The sequence below is a fragment of the Terriglobia bacterium genome, assembly GCA_020072565.1.
In the GTDB taxonomy this organism is placed as follows: Bacteria; Acidobacteriota; UBA6911; order UBA6911; family UBA6911; genus JAFNAG01.
Map to the genome: position 1 here is coordinate 12161 of JAIQGI010000026.1, position 18370 is coordinate 30530.

Here is an 18370-nt window from a genome sequence, read left to right on the forward strand (position 1 = left end):
TGCTCCTTCGCTTCGTCGAAGCGGACTAGCTGGAGGCTTCCACTATCCTGTCCAGTATTTGCTGAGGGCTGATGGGCTCGCCGTCAACGCGGTTGATTTTCACGATCGGAATCTTGCGGCAACTGGCCCATTCCACCTCGTGAGCGAGCTGGCCCAGGTTCAGTTCCGGGACAATAATCCGGCGCACCCGTTCCGCCATGGCGCGAACCTGCTCCTCCGGGAAAGGCCAGATCACCAGGGGCCGCAGCAGTCCCGCTTTTATGCCCCTTTGCCGCGCCATCATTACCGCCTGGCGCGCCGAGCGCGAAGTGGAGCCATAGGCGAAAACGCCAATCTCGGCATCCTCGAGGCAGTCCTCCTTTACCTCGATGATTTCATGACTATGGTTTTCAATCTTGCGGTTCAAGCGTCGGACCAGCCGGTCGATCTCGACGGGATTGTTGGTCGGAAATCCGGTCTGATCATGCGACAGGCCCGTGACGTGATAACGATAGCCTTCCCCGAAACTCACCATCGGCGGGACATCCGATTCGGTGTGCTCATAGGGCAGAAACTTCTCCGGGGGCACCTCGGGCTTTGACCGGCGATAGACTTCGTATTCACCAGGCTCCGGGAGCACCACCCTTTCGTTCACGTGCCCGATGATCTCGTCCAGCAGCAGGATGACGGGAACCCGGTAGCGCTCCGAGAGATTGAAGGCCCGGATGGTGAGTTCGAACGTCTCTCTCACACTGTTAGGCGTCAGCACAATGACGGGATGGTCGCCATGCGTTCCCCAGCGTGCCTGCATGACGTCACCCTGGGCAGGCAAGGTAGGGAGACCGGTGCTCGGCCCACCGCGCTGAACATTGACGATCACACAGGGCACTTCCGCCATGGCTGCGTAGCCGATGTTCTCCTGCTTCAAGGAAAACCCTGGCCCGCTGGTGGCGGTCATAGACTTAGAGCCCGCCAGGGATGCGCCGATGATCGCCCCCATGGCGGCGATCTCGTCCTCCATCTGGATGAAAGTTCCGCCTTCTTCGGGGAGGCGCTCCGAGAGGATCTCGGCTATTTCAGAGGAGGGGGTGATGGGATAGCCCGCGAAAAAGCGCAGCCCAGCCGCCAAAGCCCCTTCAGCACAAGCCTCGTTGCCGCTGATGACCTGGATATTGCGCCGATCTGCGGCCGCTTCCTTGTTGGATTGCATTTGAGCTTTTCCTTTCACGCCGGGTGCCCGGACTACTGTGCAACCAGTACCTTGGCCTCGTTCACCGCGATCGCGAAGTCGGGGCACAAGACTTCGCACATTCCGCATAGAGTGCATTCTTCGATGAGGACCACTTCAGGATAAACCCCTTTCATCACCAGAACCTTCTTCTGGCAGGCGTCCACGCAGATGGCGCAGCCTTTGCACCATTCCTTTTTCACCTCAATAATTGCCGTTTTTTTCTTTGCCATGATCATGATCTCCCCGCGTACCGGCTAAATCGCGAACCCGCTGGAAACACCCGCAGAATCCTGCAAATAAGATGGTGATGGCGGATTTATCCCGTTTCCCGGCCCTTCCGGACGGGGCCACCCTATGTTGGCGCTCCGCGCCACTGCTTAATAGCTGCGATGTCACTGCTTGCGGATGATGTCTGCTGCGGTCCGGCTCAGAGGCAATGCCAGGGTGATCCCGACACGCAGTGCATCACGATCCGGTGCTACTCTACGCGCCTGCGCCGCCAGGTCGCAAAGGTTTTTCGAATGCCCGCAGCGTTTATTGCGAGCCCGCCCCAGCGATCAGCCGCCGGGTCCGTCGGCTGAAAGGTAGGCCTCGAGCGCATCCAGCTCACGTCCGAGGTCCTCGACGTGGTTTTGAAAAAGGTGGCACAGGGCCAGCCAGCCCTTGAGGATTCCCTGCTGATCGACGACCGGATAGAAACAGCGGCGATGGCTGAACATCAGTTTCAATGCCTCGGCCGCTTCCATGTCGACCGAGATCGTCTCTGCAGGAGATCTCATCACCTCGCCGACCTTGGTGGTGTCCGGATCCAGGCCTTCCGCCACCACTCGCTTGATCAGGTCATCCTTGGAGAGCGTACCGGCCAGGCGATCTCCATCCATCACCGCCAGCGCGCAGCCCTGCTCGCTTCCCATGATCGGAACCGCTTCTTTCACGGTTGCCGTCATGGAGACCGCGGGCGGCGGCACCTGCGCGATTTTGATCACCTTCATGATGACTCCCTCTCCGTCTACAAAACGGGACGCGGACGGACGCGGTTCTGAATCAGGGTTGATCTCATTCTATTATCTTCGAAGAACAGTCCAGGCTAGTTTGGCTGCCTTATATAGTAAGCTCGAATCCAGCTGTCCAACGTGGCCGAGGGATCCTGAATCACCTCTGCGGTGATCTCAAAGTGACTGATGCCCCTCGTCTTCCGGATCAGGTTCAATCCGTGTTCGTAGTTCTTGAAGGTTTCCTCGAAAATCTCCTCCATCTTCCTTCCGCAGTCGACAGCCTTTTGGGCCAACAGTTGTACTGCCTCCGGTTGCAGGTGAATTTCGATTCCGTTCCGCTCGGACCACTGTTCGGCGATCTTCTCAATCCTGCGCTTCAGGTAATCCTGTTCCTCCTGCGCGGAGACCTGCCGGATCTGCTCCAGCACCTGCAAAGGCGAGTCCACGAGTTCCGCAGTCACTTCGAGTCTGCGCACCGTGGAATGGGGAAGGTGGTACTTGAACTCCCGGAAAGTCCGCTCGCAGACGCTGACCAGACTGCGTGCCCCAGTCTGTTCCAGATAAGCTTTTTCGGCCAGCCGATGCAGTCCCTCGTCTGTAAAGACGATCTCGATCCCGTAGGCCTCGAATGCCTGGACATACTGACGGATGATCGATCCCTCCGAGTGTTTCAGAATCTGAAACAGGTCCTCGACTCCCAGCTCCTGGCATCCCACAACCACAGGCAGGCGACCGATGAATTCGGATTCAAATCCGTATTCGATAAAATCGGTGCTCTTGACATATGACAGACAGTCCTCATCCTTGAGCGATGAAGCGAATCCGCTCCGGAATCCAATCCGCTGCGCCCCCACGCGCTTGCGGATGATCGGAATCAGACCGCTGAAGGCTCCACTCACGATAAAGAGGATATGCCGGGTATTGATGACCGGGCGGGCGACCTTCCCTTTTGACTGAAACTCCATCGCTGCCTGCAATTGCGAGGTCAGGTCGAACGGAGTGCGCAAGCTGACTTCGGTTTCTTCCATCAGCTTCAGCAAACCGCGCTGCACCCCGCCGCCACTTACGTCGCGCCCCAGAATGTTGCTTGGCGTTGCGATCTTGTCGATCTCGTCCAGGTAGATGATTCCGTACTCTGCGAGCCGTATGTTGCCGTCCGCTTTCTGAACCAGCTCGCGCACGAGATCCTCAACGTCCCCACCCACATACCCGGTTTCCGAGAATTTGGTGGCGTCGGCCTTGACGAAAGGGACTCCGATCAGATCCGCGATGGTGCGTACCAAGTAGGTCTTGCCGACGCCGGTCGGCCCCAGCATGATGATGTTCTGCTTGGAATATTCTTTGCAGTGACCGCTGCTCGAACATTGCTTTATGTGGTTGTAATGGTCACAGATCGCCGTGGCCAAGACTTTTTTTGCGCCGTCCTGCTTAATGACAAAACGATCGAGATAGCTCTTGATGTCGCGCGGCAGATATTCGAAATGCAGGTCCAGAGGAGCCTCGACAGTTTCCGTTCCTTCGTCCGCCGTTCTGGCTTGATCAGGGTGGGCGGTCATCATGCCCAGCTGTACGCGGTCTCCATATTTGCGGGAAAAGAACTCCTCCATGTCTCGTCGCAGTTCCTCCGGATTCGGCCAGACAGGGGTAGGATCCTTAGGCAATGAAGTAAGCCTCCTAAATTCAATAACTTCCGAAAGCACCCAAGATAGGGCTTCTTTCTAAGTATGAGATTTTTCAGGCGAAAAAGCAATCACTGGAGGAATCGGAGATGCGCTTGCCGTCAGCGCTGGGCACGTCTTCGTGACAGTTTGATCTTTGCGACTATGGGTTTGGCGCGTTTCGCCATCTTGTCGAGCGAACGCGTCGGTTTTTTCTTAGCCGAAATCTGCACGCGCTTACGAGCGGCTGCCTTACCGATGTGCCTGGCGGAAGCTGCCTTTTTGGAGCGTGATCTTGCCGGAGCTGCTTCGATTACTGCCTGCTCCTGGACTTCCTTTTCGAAGTTTTGCAGGAGAACCGCGCACCGCAGGCCCAGAGCCGGATCTCCAGAGTAAAGCTGGATCGACTCCGCAAGCCGCGCAATATGCGCCTTTACCACCACATAGAAATCCAGTGCCAGATTCGTCCAATCGATGCGCAGGCGGCGGATAAGCGGAGCATAGACCTTGAGGATGATCGGTTCCTCAGTGTCGAGCGCCTGTGCCAGGCATGATGGGAGATGACCCGCCGGCCTTTCCGCACTCTGGGGCAAAACCGATCCTGCAGCATGTGTCAGCTCTTTCTCCTGTTTCTTCAACGATTGCCAGAATGAAGGAGGGAGCTTCTTCAGGCTTGCGACCTGCGCCTGAAGGTCGTGATCCATCGATGCCCAAATCCTGCTGACGAGAGTGTTTCCTTCAAAGCGCTGCTGCAGCTGTGAATAGAGCTTCGCAACAGCCCTCTGAAGCTGTGAGAGTGAAACACGTAACGTCAGTGGTGAACCAGTCATAATCCAAATTCAAAAGCTAATCAGTAGTCGAGCTGCGATAAAGGCGTCGCGCAGGGCACGGGGAATCCTAAAACGCCAGGAGTCTAACAATTATTCGCAGAGGTGTAAAGCTCAATTCTGTTAGCTACGACAAAGTTAGTTATTGATCATCCAATCCATACAACCCCAAGGCCAAATTATATACCCAAATCTCATGCAGATTAAGTAGCGCGAGTTTCAGCGTTCAACGGCCAGCAACGACAGCGTGCTCCAGAAACTCCACTCGGCCCCCACCCGCGTCGATGCGGACTCGAGTCCCCAACGGGAGCGCCCAATTGTCGCTGCCGTGTCCAGATGGAAAATGAGCTAAGACAGGAACTTCCAGCCTGCCGAGGACGTCCCGCAGGGCCTCGTCCGCAGTGCCTCCCTGGTCGGGGGGATCAGCATCCAGGAAATTGCCAAGCAAAATACCGGCGATGTGGTCCAGTTTTCGTGCCAACCGGAGCTGGGTGAGCATGCGGTCGATGCGGTAGGGAGGCTCGCCAAGATCTTCAAGGAAAAGGATTTTCCCTTCCGTTGCGATTTCGTAAGGGGTTCGGAGGCTGGCAACGATTAAGGAAAGGCAGCCGCCGACCAGTTCTCCTTCGGCCGATCCTGAAACCCAAGTCTGGAGTTCCGCGAAGGCTAATGAAGGAAGGTAGGAGGGATCCGTCCATAGCTTCAGCAAATGCTGTTCCTGCTCGGGCTTGGCGTTTCCGAGTGCCGGCGAGGTTGCCATGGGGCCATGGAATGTCAGCCATCCAAACCGCCGGCGGAAATATAGATGCAGCGTTGTCAAGTCGCTGAAGCCCATGAATATCTTGCAGTGATTCCGCATCCGCCCCGGTTTGATTAGCGGAATCAGGCGGGAGCAGCCGAATCCGCCTCGGAGCGAAACGATCGCCTGGATATCAGAATCCTCGAAGGCACGCATTACTTCTTCGGCGCGTTCTTCGTCCGGTCCCGCGAGATAGCGCGTGGAGTGGAAAATGCGATCATCGAAGCGGACGCGGAAGCCCATGCGCTCCAACGTAGCCACACCTCGAAAAAAATCATCTCGCTGATCGATCGGTCCCGCAGGGGCAATAATCGCGACCGTGTCACGCGGCTTCAGGGCCTTGGGATGAATGACTGGAATATCCATAAAGAAAAGGAGACCAGGAATATAATAGGTTCTCGATTTTGGCTTGCGGATATCGGACTTTGGATCAATGCCATTGAGATCGGAGGCCGAATCCCGTTTCCCAATCCAAAATTCGAAATCCAAGTTCCGAAATCCATAAGAGTTGAGGCTGAATCATGCTCAATTATATTTGGCTTGGCTTGATTATTGTTGCCGTACTCCTGGGGGGAATCAACGGCAAAATCGAAAACGTGACCAAGGCGGCAATTGACGCCGCGGGCAATTCAGTAACTATTGCGCTCGGACTCGTCGGGGTAATGGCCCTGTGGCTCGGCATCATGAAGATCGCTGAGGAATCTGGGTTGATGTCACTCCTGGCTCGCGGAATCGCGCCGGTAATGCGCCGCATTTTTCCCGAGGTGCCTCCCGACCACCCGGCCATGGGGAGCATGCTGATGAACATTGCTGCCAACATGCTGGGTCTCAGCAATGCCGCCACTCCGCTCGGCCTGAAGGCGATGGAAGATCTGGAGAAACTCAACCGCTTCCCGGGAGTGGCGACGAATTCCATGTGTCTGTTTCTCACAATCAACACCGCCGGCGTGCAACTGATCCCGGCGTCGATGATCAGCCTGATGGCTTCTGCAGGATCGAAAGATCCGACCGCCATCATCGGAACTTCTCTCGCTGCCACGTTGCTCGCGGCGGTAGCCGGCGTGACGGTTGCGAAGCTCCTGGAACGAATCAAGTTCTTTTCGGTGGCTCGGGCCACCCAAGGAGAGGAGCGATCATGACCGCGCGTGTGATCTCACTCATTTCGATTTGGGCTATCCCCGCCTTTCTCCTGTTCATACCTGTCTACGGTGCATTCCGGAAGGTCAAGGTTTATGAGTGCTTCGTGGAGGGCGCCAAGGAGGGCTTTCAGGTGGGCATACGTATAATCCCGTATTTGGTCGCGATCCTGGTTGCCGTGGGAATGCTGCGGGGTGCAGGTGCAATTGATATCCTTGCCCGGTGGCTGGACCCGCTGCTGCGCGGGGTTGGTCTTCCCGCGGAAATTCTGCCGCTGGCAATCATGAGGCCCCTGTCCGGGAGCGGGTCCTATGGAATTGTGACGGAGTTGCTCAAGACGCATGGGCCGGACTCTTTCATCGCCCGGCTTGCTGCGACTGCTTATGCCAGCACGGAAACGACCTTTTATGTGCTGGCCGTCTATTTCGGCGCCGTGGGCATCAAGAAGGCCCGCCATGCAGTGGTTGCTGGCCTGTTTGCCGACATCGTCAGCCTGTTTGCAGCCGTCTTCATTTGCAGATTGGTTTTTTCCAGCTAGAGATTGGCATCAAGCGCTCAAAAAATGCGGCATTTCCTCCGGCATTCGGCGACGAGTCGGGTATAATGATTGCGCTTTAAATGCAGGAAGGACGATGATTCGAGGAAATCCACGGCATGAGAAGCCGAGTAGGGCTTTCTGACCCTCCCGAGAACGAGTCCCCAACTACAACTGGCATGATCTTGATGAGCAGGTTGCAGCTGCCGGTGTCTTTCGTTCATCTGAGCGGTAGTGGAGGGTTGCTGATTGATCACGGGAGGGGAAAGCAGATGTCGAATTTGCCACGCTTCGTGCCGGGCCTGACAGGCATGCACCGGCTGCGCCGCATGTGTGTTTTCATTGCGGCGGTTTTTCTCTGCGCGGCGATAAGCCGCCCGGTCACCTTCGCGCAGGGATTTTCGCCGGATCAAGCGGTGGCCGCCACGCATGGGACCGGGGAGGCGAGTCTGATGCTCCCGGATCTGAGCCGGGTCGACTTTTGGGGTATCAATGCCAGGACTATGTTGAAAGCAGGGCTCCTGATGTGCCTCCTGGGGCTTCTCTTCGGGCTGGTGATCTTTCGACAGCTCAAGAGCCTTCCGGTCCACCAGTCCATGCGGGACATTTCGGAGCTGATTTACGAAACCTGCAAGACATATCTTATTACGCAGGGTAAGTTTATCCTCGTTCTGGAAGCTCTCATCGGTCTCATCATGATCCTGTATTTTGGCTTCCTCCAGCACTTCAGTGCTGTCAAGGTTCTCGTCATCGTGATCTTCAGTCTTATCGGGATCGGTGGGAGCTATGGAGTGGCCTGGTTCGGCATCCGCATCAACACGTTTGCCAACTCGCGCACCGCCTTTGCCAGTCTCCGGGGAAAAGCCTTCCCGCTGTTTACGATCCCACTCAAGGCGGGCATGAGCATCGGCATGTTGCTGATCAGTGTCGAGCTTTTTATGATGCTCTGCATCCTGCTTTTCATCCCCGGCGACTATGCCGGGCCATGTTTCATCGGCTTTGCCATCGGCGAATCGTTGGGGGCTGCCGCGCTGCGCATCGCCGGGGGGATCTTCACCAAGATCGCAGACATAGGCTCGGATCTGATGAAGATCGTCTTCAATATCAAAGAAGATGATGCGCGGAATCCCGGCGTGATTGCCGACTGCACCGGAGATAATGCGGGCGATTCGGTGGGGCCTACTGCGGATGGTTTCGAGACCTACGGTGTTACCGGTGTTGCCCTGATCGCATTCATTCTCCTCGCGGTGCCCCAGGAAATAATCCAAGTCAAGCTGCTGGTATGGATTTTCGTCATGCGCATCATGATGATAGTCGCCAGTGGACTTTCCTACCTTCTGAATCAAGCGGTCGCACGAAGCCGTTACCTCGACGCCGACAGGATGAATTTCGAGTCGCCGCTTTCCTCACTCGTGTGGCTCACCTCGGGTGTCTCGGTGGCGCTGACTTATCTGGTCTCCTTTGTACTTGTCGCGGACCTCGGCAATGGCACGCTCTGGTGGAAACTCTCGTCCGTCATCACCTGCGGCACACTGGCAGGAGCGATCATTCCCGAACTGGTCAAGGTGTTCACGTCGACACATTCCAGACATGTCCGTGAAGTCGTCACCTCGGCAGAAGAAGGAGGAGCATCGTTGAACATTCTCTCCGGGCTGGTGGCGGGCAACTTCAGCGCCTACTGGCTGGGGCTTGCCATCGTGACGCTCATGGGTTTTGCCTACTTCATAAGCACGCTGGGTCTGAGCTCTCTGATGATCGCCGCTCCGGTATTTGCGTTCGGTCTGGTAGCTTTCGGGTTTCTCGGCATGGGGCCGGTGACGATCGCGGTAGACTCCTACGGACCGGTTACCGACAACGCCCAATCGGTCTACGAGCTCTCGGTGATCGAGCAGCTTCCCGGCATCGAGGAGGAGATCAGGAGGGATTTCGGTTTTGAGGTCAACTTTGAGGTGTCCAAACACCTGCTGGAGGAAAACGACGGCGCCGGGAACACGTTCAAGGCTACCGCCAAGCCGGTTCTGATCGGAACTGCGGTGGTCGGTGCGACGACCATGATCTTTTCGACCGTCCTGATGCTGACGGATCACCTGACGCATAATCTTGAAAAACTCTCACTGCTGCATCCTCTGTTTCTGCTCGGACTCATCATGGGCGGCGCCATGATCTACTGGTTCACGGGATCCTCCACTCAGGCCGTCACGACGGGCGCATATCGTGCCGTCGAATTCATCAAAGCCAATATCCGTCTGGAGGGGGTGGACAAAGCCTCCGTGCACGACAGCAAGAAAGTGGTCGAGATCTGCACCCAGTACGCACAGCGCGGGATGATCAACATCTTCCTCGCGGTTTTCTTCTCCACACTTGCCTTCGCCTTTTTCGAGCCTTTTTTCTTCATCGGTTATTTGATCTCGATTGCGCTGTTCGGGCTTTTCCAGGCGATTTTTATGGCGAATGCCGGTGGCGCCTGGGATAATGCCAAAAAAATCGTTGAGGTCATCCTCGGTGAGAGAGGGACGGCACTGCACGCCGCGACGGTGGTGGGCGACACAGTGGGCGATCCCTTTAAGGACACATCATCGGTTGCGATGAACCCGGTTATTAAGTTCACCACCCTCTTCGGTTTGCTGGCCGTCGAACTGGCGGTCGAAATGACTTTCGGGATCGGGCCGGCAATCACCAGGATTCTAGCCGGGATTTTCTTTCTGATCGCGCTGGTGTTTATATATCGCTCATTCTACAGCATGCGCATCAAGTCCCACGTACCGAGCGCCCGACGTGCGGACAGGATGAACGCCAGGATACAGGAGACTTCCCGGCAGATGCGATGACAGCGCGAAACAAGGCGGGGCACGGACTCAAATTCATCACCTGACGATGGGCAAGACGTCCATGCCCCAAGGCTTCCAATCCCCCAACCGGAGGCACACGAAAATGTTCAAGGAATTCAAAGAATTTGCGATGAAGGGGAACGTCCTCGACATGGCCGTCGGCATCATCATGGGCGTGGCATTCGGCAAGATCATCACTTCGTTCGTCAATGATGTGATCATGCCCCCCATTGGTCTTCTCCTGGGCCGTGTGGACTTTTCCAGCCTGTTTCTCAATCTTTCCGGGAAACCCTACGACACGATGGCGGCTGCCAAGGCAGCCGGCGCGGCCACAATTAACTACGGTTTATTTTTAAACACAGTTCTGGACTTTCTGATCGTAGCCTTTGTGATGTTTCTGATGGTTCGGCAGATCAACCGTCTGAAAAAGGAGCCTGCACCTGCGCCGGTTGCTACCAAGGAGTGCAGCTATTGCCTCTCGACGATTCCGATCAAGGCAATCCGCTGCCCGAACTGCACTTCAGATCTGAAGGCCGCCTGATCCGCATATTGGACCGTCAGACGCAGCGCGCCATCGAGGCGGATGACTTCGCTAATGTCTGATTCGCAGCCGCCCGATATTGATTCTGGACGGCTGGAACCAGAGGATGCTATTCTTCTGTTTCGTGAGCGTAAGGGTTTGGTTCGGGTTTTTGGGGGTACTTCTGTCGATGACGGCTGAAACTACCCTTTTGGAAGGGTGGGCAAGCCGAGCTCGATCCTTCCCGCCGCTCTTCGATCTCAGCCTCGGATCCAGCATATCTTGTCTTTTGAACTTCTTACAGCAAATGTGGATCCGGATGTACCGCGAGATCGGGCAATCCGCAGGGGAAAGCATTAGATTGCAAACAATCGCAACACCTCCTGCTGGTTACTCGTATATATTAGCGACTGCGAGTCTTGGACCGGTCACAGGCCGTCCCTGGAGCATCGAGATGACCGGCGGCCCCACCTGGCGGAGAGGCGAAATACTTTTATTAGGTTGAAACATGATACTTTTTGATTGTTTTGGCGTCATACTAGTTAGGGTATGTGTTCGTCAGACCCTGGCGGGTTGAGTTGTCCGGCGGGTTACGGAAAAATGCCGGACGCGAAGGCATTCCGGCAGACTGAAGGGCAAAAGGAGCAGTGGATATGCCGGTAGGAAGTCCAAACAATCAATCGATCGTGCGCAGGTTTCGGGAATGGGTCGAAGGCGGCCCGCCGACGCAGGCCTCGCTGTTCCACTACGTAAAGGACGAGCCTGAGTCCAGCGTAATTCCCGACCTGTGGAACCTGCTGCGCCATCCAATCCGCGCGTTCCGGGAAGCGCGCGAAGCTCCCCGCACCCGACCCTCACTGTTCGATTACTTAGCGAAACCCGAAAAGTCTGCGCCGATCAATTGGAGAGAGTTCTTCAGGGACCTGTTTACAGACTATCGCACTGCCCTTTTCATCCCATCGCTTTGGTCGGATCAGGAAGAATTGGTCGAGGTACGGGCAGAGCTGCGCACGCGGAGAATGGAATCAGGGATAGCCTCCCTGATGATCCATGTGACGCTCGTGGGCTTCTTTGTTTTTCTGGCGATCCACAGGTTTGACCCCCCGCCTCAGGAGAAAGATCCCGTGGTGTTCATCAACACACCGATGAATCTGCCATTCGAATCGACCGGTCCCAACGGGGGTGGTGGCGGCGGCGGCGGCAAAAATGAAAAAACTCCGCCTTCCTTCGGGCGCATGCCGGAGGTTGCACGGGTTCAATTCATGCCTCCCGACCCCGGACAACCGAAGCCGCTGGTGCCGGCAGACAGCCCGTTGGATATGAAGCCGACCGTTCAGATGCCGATAGATTTTCCAACGGATTCGCCGCTGCCGATCGGTGACATGACCGGTCCGCCGGGCGCACCATCTTCAGGCCCGGGTAGTGGCGGCGGAATCGGCACTGGCTCCGGCTCGGGCATTGGGCCGGGTAAAGGGCCCGGTTATGGTCCGGGCGAGGGCGGCGGCATGGGAGGAGGGCGTGGCGGAGGCATCGGCAACGGTGTCGGGCCCTACGTAGTGGGCAACGGCGTGTCTGAGCCCATACCCATCTACGAACCGCGTCCCGCCTATACCGAAGAGGCACGCAAAGCCCGAACCGAGGGAGTTCTGGTCCTGCAGGCCATTATTCGGAGAGACGGGACCGTTGACAGCTTCGTGGTTATTAAGGGTTTGGGTTATGGTCTGGACGAGTCCGCCATCAACACGATAGCCACCAAGTGGAAATTTAAGCCCGGAACACTGAGGGGCGTTCCGGTCGACGTTCAGGCAAACATCGAGGTCACCTTCCGCCTGTATTAATGCATTGCCCTCTCGGACCGCCGGAGTCCGCGCTTTGTTGGGGAGACGGTATTTATGTCAATGTCGCTGGAGAACAAGGGGTACAAGTCGGATATCAACATTACGCCCTACATCGATATCCTGCTCGTACTTCTGATCATTTTCATGGTGGCCACTCCCATGAAGCAATACGACCAGCAGGTAAGGGTGCCGAAACCGGTGGTCCAGCAGCCGAAGGATGTGAAGCCCGACTCGGTGATTCTGGAAATAGACCTGAATCACGACATTCATATCAATCAGATGCCCGTAACTCTCGAGAGCCTGCAAACGACACTCTATGGTATCTTCAACAGCCGCACTAACAAAAACATGTTCATCCGGGGGGACAAGGACCTCGAATACGGCTATGTCTTCCAAGTCCTTGATATTGCCAAACGTTCCGGCGTCGGCGATATAGCTCTCCTGGACAAGACTTCGGCTGGTGCATCTCCTGCGACGAAGCCATCCAATGGCACCACGGCCCAACTGACGAAGCCGCGCTAGACTCCAAACGGAAAGCACAAAGCAGCCCGCGATATACAAAGCACAGGGAATGCCGATTTCGTGTCCTCTGTGCCGTAAGCGCATTCTGCGTTGAGATTTCTTGGGTCCGGCTATGCCGGCCGCGGCGTCCGCGACTGGCTTGTTTCCCGCTGTCTGAATTGCAGTGACGGCTTATGATGACAGTGCCGTAACTCCTGGTGTATCATGACCTAGGGCGAGTGGGTTTTTTATTCGGAGAAGGCCGCATTTGGAAAACCGGCAAGATTCCCCAAGTGTGCCCAAGCCACTAGCGGAGGCCGACCAGGAACCGGCGAAACCGGCCAGGCACCCTCTTGTGCTCTGGCTGCTTGCGAATGCGCGCTGGATCTGGCCGCTGGTTGTGATCGCCGTGATTTTCATGGTGACGTGGTCGGATCTGCGCACCATTCATTACCGCCAGGTTCAGCATGCCCTCCATCGCATCGAGCTTTCCTGGCTGACTTGGGTCTGGGGACTCACCATTGCCAATCTCGCAGTGATGGGCCTCTATGATGTCATCTGCCTGCGCGGCGCCCAGGTGCGCGCGCGCGAGCGTTGGTGGATCGGCACGCTGGCTTTTGCCTGGAGTAATTTCCTGACCCTTGGCCCGCTCGCCGGCCCTGCCATCCGCTTCTGGCTTTATCGCCCTTTCGGTGTCAGCTTTCACACCTTGCGTCAGGCTATCGTTTCTATTGCCGTTGGCTTCGGTGGCGGCCTGCTGTTCTGGATCCCATTCGTTCTGATGCCTTTGCCGCAAACGGGATGGGTATCCCTTGCGATCAGGGCCGTGCTGGTTTTTCTGACTGCATTTCTCGCGGGTCTCCTGGCCGGGAGACTCCAACTGTGGAAGCGGTTTCCGGTCTGGATACGCGATTTGGACGTGCGCTGGCCCGGGCTGTTTATGCTGGGCGCACTCGACTGGACGCTGGCCTTCCTCGTTTTTGAAGCGAGCCTCCATGCCGCCGGGATTGACCTGGCGGCCGAAAATCTCGGACGGCTCTATTTCCTCGGTCAGGGCCTGGGGGTGCTGAGTCTGATCCCCGGGGGATTGGGGAGTGCGGACGTCTTCTGGCTGGCCGGATTGGGGCCGGTTGTCGAGAAGGCAGCGGCCGGGCTTCTCGTCTACCGCCTGATCTACTACGTGATCCCGTGGTCTGCAGCGACACTCCTGCTTCTGCGCCGCGCCGTGCACGGCAAGGTGCGCTGGGCAGGCCCAGCACGCTGGTTTGTCTCCCTGATCGTGCTTTTTTCCGGCGGCGTGATGCTGATCAGTTCGGCTACACCGGACCTCGGTCATCGTATTCGGACCCTCGAACAGATCGTTCCGATCGCGATCCTGGAGACCTCTCACGTTGCCAGCGCGATCTTCGGCCTGTTCCTTTTCGTGCTGGCGCGCGGGCTGATGAAAGGGTATCGCTTTTCCTATCGGACGGCTCTGGCTCTTCTGCTCGGAGGTGCTGTGGGCAGCCTGCTTAAGGCCCTCGACTATGAAGAGGCCATCATCTTTGTGCTCACCGCCGCTCTCCTCTGGACGCATGCCGAGCTTTTCACCCTGCCCAGTCGCAAAGGCGGGACAGCGATCGCGATACTTACTCCGATCACCCTGGCGATCTTTGTGTTCGCGGCTGCCGGGTTCGCGGCTTACAACGGAAGCCAGCTCGCGGGCGCAAGCGCGTTCAGCTTCCCCTCCTATTTTTCCCACACCTTCGAGGCCGCCCGCTTCCTGCGCACGCTGAGCATCCTGTTCCTCTTCGGGTTGCTCATCGCGTTCTACCTCATCATGAGGATCCCGCACCGCTACGTTCCACCGACGAGCGAAGTGATCGATCGTGCCCTCACCCTCCATCAGAGGCTGGGAAAGGGAACGACCGCCTTGATGGCAGCGAATGCCGACAAGTCGATTCTGTTCCTGCATGACACGGGCTTTTGCCTGTATCGCACAGTAGGACGGTACATGGTGGTTCTCGCGGACCCCACCCTCGAGCCGGGAGCGGAAAGGAAATGCCTGGGTGTGATGCTCCAAAAGGCAGCGGAGCTGGACAGGACGCTTGTCTTTTATCAGATCTCCGCGCATTGGCTGCCGGTGTTGCACGATTTCGGCTACTCCTTTTTCAAGCTGGGCGAAGAGGCGTTTGTGGACCTGGACCAGTTCAATATCCAGGGAAACAAGGGCAAAGCCATGCGCAACGTGCTAAACCGCTTTCGCAACGATGGATACACGTTCGAGGTCCTGCCCGCCGCCAAAGTCCCGGACTACATCCCGGAGCTGAAAAATATTTCCGATGCCTGGCTGCGCAGCAAGAAAGCACGGGAAAGGCAGTTCTCGATCGGCTCTTTCGACCCCAGCTATCTCTCGCGCTTTCCGTGTGCGATCGTCAGGGATGTGGCGGGAAAAGCGGTGGCATTCGCCAACGTGTTGATGGGCCCGAACCAGGAGGAATTCTCCATCGATCTGATGCGCTATATGCCCGTTTGCCCGAACGGCGTGATAGATCTTCTCTTTCTCCAGCTGTTTGAATGGGGCAAGGGGCAGGGGTTCCGAACCTTCAACCTCGGCATGGCGCCTTTGGCCACAGTGGGCGAGGTCCGGCAGGCGCGTCTGGGTGAGCGGCTGGCGAACATTCTGTTTCAGCATGGCGAGCACTGGTACAATTTCAGAGGCATCCGGCTTTTCAAGCAAAAATTCGATCCCCGGTGGGTGCCTCGCTATCTGGCCTATCCGGCATTCTGGATGTGGCCGCAGGTAATCGTAAACGTGGCGGCATTAATTGCCGGAGGCTGGAAGAACCTGATCTTTCCGACCGAAAGGCATGCCGACGCAGAAAATGCATGCCCCCATCCAGCACGCAGCTATTGAAGAGAGAAAAGAGATGAAGCTCCTGCACCCCAGATTTCTTTTGTGCCGTAATGTTCTTTCAGCCGGAATGGCTTTGCTCCTTCTGGCCTCCACTCTGCATGCGGCCCGGCCCGCGGCTCGCACCCTGACTGTCAACCTGCGCGGGAAGCCGCAATCCGTTCAGATTTATGAGCCGGCGCCCGGGGCACCCAAACGCACGGTGCAGGTGCTGGTCACGAGCGGTGACCTCGGCTGGCTGGGGATATCGGGTGATGTGCCCGGGCACCTTCAGGAACAGGGCTATCGCGTTATAGGTTTTAATGCCCGGACATATGTATCCTCCTTCACCGGAGGTGGCGGCGCGCACCTGGAAGAGAATTGGATCCCAGCCGACTACGAGGCGGTCGTGGATGCAGCGTCGAAGGGCAGCATGTTTCCCAAAGAGTTTGTTTCCATCGGAGTTTCCGAAGGCGCCGGGCTGGCAGTGCTGGCGATGGGCCAACCTGGAGCCAGCGCACTATGTCGCGGCATCATCGCCCTGGGACTTCCCCTTAAGACCGCCCTCGGATGGCGTTGGACCGACTTCACCGCCTGGATTTCCAAAAGAGAGCCGAATGAGCGTCTCGCGGAGACAAAGGAATATCTCGTCCGGCTCAAGGTGCCCATCGTGATGGTTCACTCTACTCGCGATGAGTACGACCTGATCGACAACGTGCGGGCCATCTTCGCCGATGCGCCCGAACCCAAGCGTTTCATTGCGGTAGATGCTTCCAACCACCGGTTCAGCAACAAGATCCCTGAAGTTATGTCCATTCTCGACACTTCTATCAGTTGGATGGAATCACTCGATCGGCCAACCAGCCGCTAGGACTTCCGTGGCACCGGGAGCATCCTGCCCTATCCTCTGTTGGAGCTCCTGGAGTTCATAGTGATCTTCATCAAATCACTTCCGGGGAAAAGCCCGGAGCCCTTCTGTCTGCGCGCGTGTTAGAATAGATGCCCGATGAACAGGCCGTTCCGCTACAACGCCACCACTGTGGCTATTGCGATGGGTCTCATCGCGGTCTCGACTGCCGTGTTGAGCTACTTCAGCTATGTCCAATGGGGTGTGGGGAAGGAGAATCTGGTCGATACCAACCTGGTGCAGAGCAACATGAGGCTCGCGAGCCAGTGCGTGGATCGAATCGAGCAGAAGATCATCACCAACGACGGGATCCTCTCCGAGATGGTGGATGTGGATGATCCATCCACCTGGGAAACAACCGCCGAGAGCATCAAGAGAGGCGATTTCAACGTCGACCACGTTTTCATTTTCCGGCTCGACAAGGATATTCCTGTGTTTCCGCACTATACCAATGAGATCAAGAACTCGTGGGGAGCCGTATGTGCCAGCTATAAGGAGCTCAACCGGAGGCAACTGGTCGCCAACCAAACCAACCACCTGCACAAGGAACGCAGCGATAACTATTTCTTCGCTTCCTACGTGCTCAAAGAAGATCGTCGGGGCGAACAGTACCTCGTTTTTTTCCAGATGAACATCGACAAGACCCTAGCATTGGCGGACAGGTACGTGCGCGATCTCCAAGCCGTCTTCTATGTGAGCATCGTGGACTTCGACAACAACGGCGTATATTCACAGCCGATTCCGCGGAGCAAATACTTTTTCGAAATGCGCTTCCCGACCACACTTTATAAATGGCTCCTTCAGGTCGTGCCGCGCAATTATACAGAAATGGAACGGAATGCACGGAACCAGCGCCGTGCCAACCTGTTCCTTATCATCCTGAGCATGTCTCTCATTTTCTGCAGCCTGGCCATCATATATGTGGCCGGCAGAAAGGAGCGCCAGCTGACCCAGCTCAAGGAGGACTTCATCAGCAACGTCAGCCACGAGCTGAAGACGCCCCTGTCGCTCATTCGCATGTTCAGCGAGATCCTGGTCACCGGCCGTGTGAAAAGCGACGCGGTCAAGCAGGAATACTATGGCATCATTCACAGCGAAAGCGACCGCATGGGTCGTCTGATCGCCAATCTGCTGGATTTTGCCCGCCTGGAACGGGAACGGCACAGCCTGCATTTCGAGAGGACTAACATCGCGCAGTTGGTGATCAAGGAGCTGGAAGCCTTCCGATACCAAATTCAGAAGGAGGGCTTCGAACTGGTTACCCGTGTGAACAACAACGTCCCGGATACCTTGGCCGATCCCAATGCCATCAGCATGGCTTTTTTCAACCTTCTCGACAACGCGGTGAAGTATTCCGGCGAACGCAAACAGGTCACAGTGAGCGTCAGCCAGAGCAACGGATCTGTCGACCTTGCGGTCAAAGATGAGGGCCTGGGAATTCCGGAGGCGGAGCGACAGAGGATCTTCGAGAAATTTTTCCGCGGCAGCAGCGCAAGTGTCAAGAGGATCCGCGGCAGCGGCATCGGGCTTTCCCTTACCAAGCAGGTTGCGGAGATGCACGGCGGTGAGATCCGAGTAGAAAGCGAGGTTGGCCGCGGGAGCACCTTCACAATGAGAATCCCGATCCGCGAGGAGCCTTTGCCGGCATTGAAAGGGAAGAGTTCGAAGACGGAACTGTAGGTGATCACGGGTCCCGCCAGATAGGGATGTACGTGGATCGGCGCGCATTTGAGGTTCCAAAGC

Annotated in this window: 15 protein-coding genes; 9 read left to right on the forward strand and 6 right to left on the reverse strand. The window is 56.7% G+C overall.

Annotated elements, in window-relative coordinates:
• Positions 1-25: 25 nt before the first annotated feature.
• From LAP85_16890 to LAP85_16915, 6 genes are all read right to left on the reverse strand, one after another.
• A complete protein-coding gene (locus tag LAP85_16890; protein ID MBZ5498078.1) occupies positions 26-1189 on the reverse strand; it encodes a 2-oxoacid:acceptor oxidoreductase subunit alpha in 1164 nt (387 codons plus the stop codon).
• Positions 1190-1221: 32 nt separating this feature from the next.
• On the reverse strand, positions 1222-1440 hold the full coding sequence (locus tag LAP85_16895; protein ID MBZ5498079.1) for a hypothetical protein: 219 nt from the start codon (positions 1438-1440) through the stop codon (positions 1222-1224).
• A gap of 327 nt (positions 1441-1767) precedes the next feature.
• The gene (locus tag LAP85_16900) at positions 1768-2196 is read right to left on the reverse strand and encodes a CBS domain-containing protein (GenBank protein MBZ5498080.1); all 429 of its coding nucleotides are present in this window, start codon (positions 2194-2196) and stop codon (positions 1768-1770) included.
• A gap of 101 nt (positions 2197-2297) precedes the next feature.
• Positions 2298-3866, reverse strand: coding sequence for an AAA family ATPase (locus LAP85_16905; GenBank protein MBZ5498081.1), 1569 nt, complete (start codon positions 3864-3866; stop codon positions 2298-2300).
• 119 nt (positions 3867-3985) lie between these two features.
• Positions 3986-4693, reverse strand: a complete 708-nt coding sequence (locus tag LAP85_16910) for a hypothetical protein (GenBank protein ID MBZ5498082.1) — start codon at positions 4691-4693, stop codon at positions 3986-3988.
• A 223-nt stretch (positions 4694-4916) separates the two neighbouring features.
• Positions 4917-5978 carry an LD-carboxypeptidase gene (locus LAP85_16915; protein ID MBZ5498083.1) on the reverse strand — a complete coding sequence of 354 codons (1062 nt, stop codon included), beginning with the start codon at positions 5976-5978 and terminating at the stop codon, positions 4917-4919.
• Between the two features lie 32 nt (positions 5979-6010).
• Here LAP85_16915 and LAP85_16920 point away from each other — a divergent pair, with 32 nt between their 5' ends.
• The 9 genes from LAP85_16920 to LAP85_16960 all read left to right on the forward strand — a co-directional run bounded on the left by LAP85_16920 (position 6011) and on the right by LAP85_16960 (position 18307).
• Entirely contained in the window at positions 6011-6628 is a 618-nt protein-coding gene (locus LAP85_16920) for a nucleoside recognition protein (GenBank protein ID MBZ5498084.1), read from the forward strand.
• A gap of 8 nt (positions 6629-6636) precedes the next feature.
• Positions 6637-7164, forward strand: coding sequence for a spore maturation protein (locus LAP85_16925; GenBank protein MBZ5498085.1), 528 nt, complete (start codon positions 6637-6639; stop codon positions 7162-7164).
• A 326-nt stretch (positions 7165-7490) separates the two neighbouring features.
• Complete coding sequence (locus tag LAP85_16930; GenBank protein ID MBZ5498086.1) at positions 7491-9989, forward strand: sodium-translocating pyrophosphatase; 2499 nt, start codon at positions 7491-7493, stop codon at positions 9987-9989.
• Positions 9990-10092: 103 nt separating this feature from the next.
• Positions 10093-10530 (forward strand): large-conductance mechanosensitive channel protein MscL, encoded by a 438-nt coding sequence (gene mscL / locus LAP85_16935; GenBank protein ID MBZ5498087.1) that lies wholly within the window; start codon positions 10093-10095, stop codon positions 10528-10530.
• 632 nt (positions 10531-11162) lie between these two features.
• The gene (locus tag LAP85_16940) at positions 11163-12347 is read left to right on the forward strand and encodes a TonB family protein (protein ID MBZ5498088.1); all 1185 of its coding nucleotides are present in this window, start codon (positions 11163-11165) and stop codon (positions 12345-12347) included.
• Between the two features lie 54 nt (positions 12348-12401).
• A complete protein-coding gene (locus tag LAP85_16945) occupies positions 12402-12869 on the forward strand; it encodes a biopolymer transporter ExbD (protein ID MBZ5498089.1) in 468 nt (155 codons plus the stop codon).
• Positions 12870-13143: 274 nt separating this feature from the next.
• A complete protein-coding gene (gene mprF / locus LAP85_16950; protein ID MBZ5498090.1) occupies positions 13144-15744 on the forward strand; it encodes a bifunctional lysylphosphatidylglycerol flippase/synthetase MprF in 2601 nt (866 codons plus the stop codon).
• Between the two features lie 13 nt (positions 15745-15757).
• Complete coding sequence (locus LAP85_16955) at positions 15758-16591, forward strand: hypothetical protein (protein MBZ5498091.1); 834 nt, start codon at positions 15758-15760, stop codon at positions 16589-16591.
• 135 nt (positions 16592-16726) lie between these two features.
• A complete protein-coding gene (locus LAP85_16960; protein ID MBZ5498092.1) occupies positions 16727-18307 on the forward strand; it encodes a HAMP domain-containing histidine kinase in 1581 nt (526 codons plus the stop codon).
• Positions 18308-18370 lie beyond the last annotated feature (63 nt).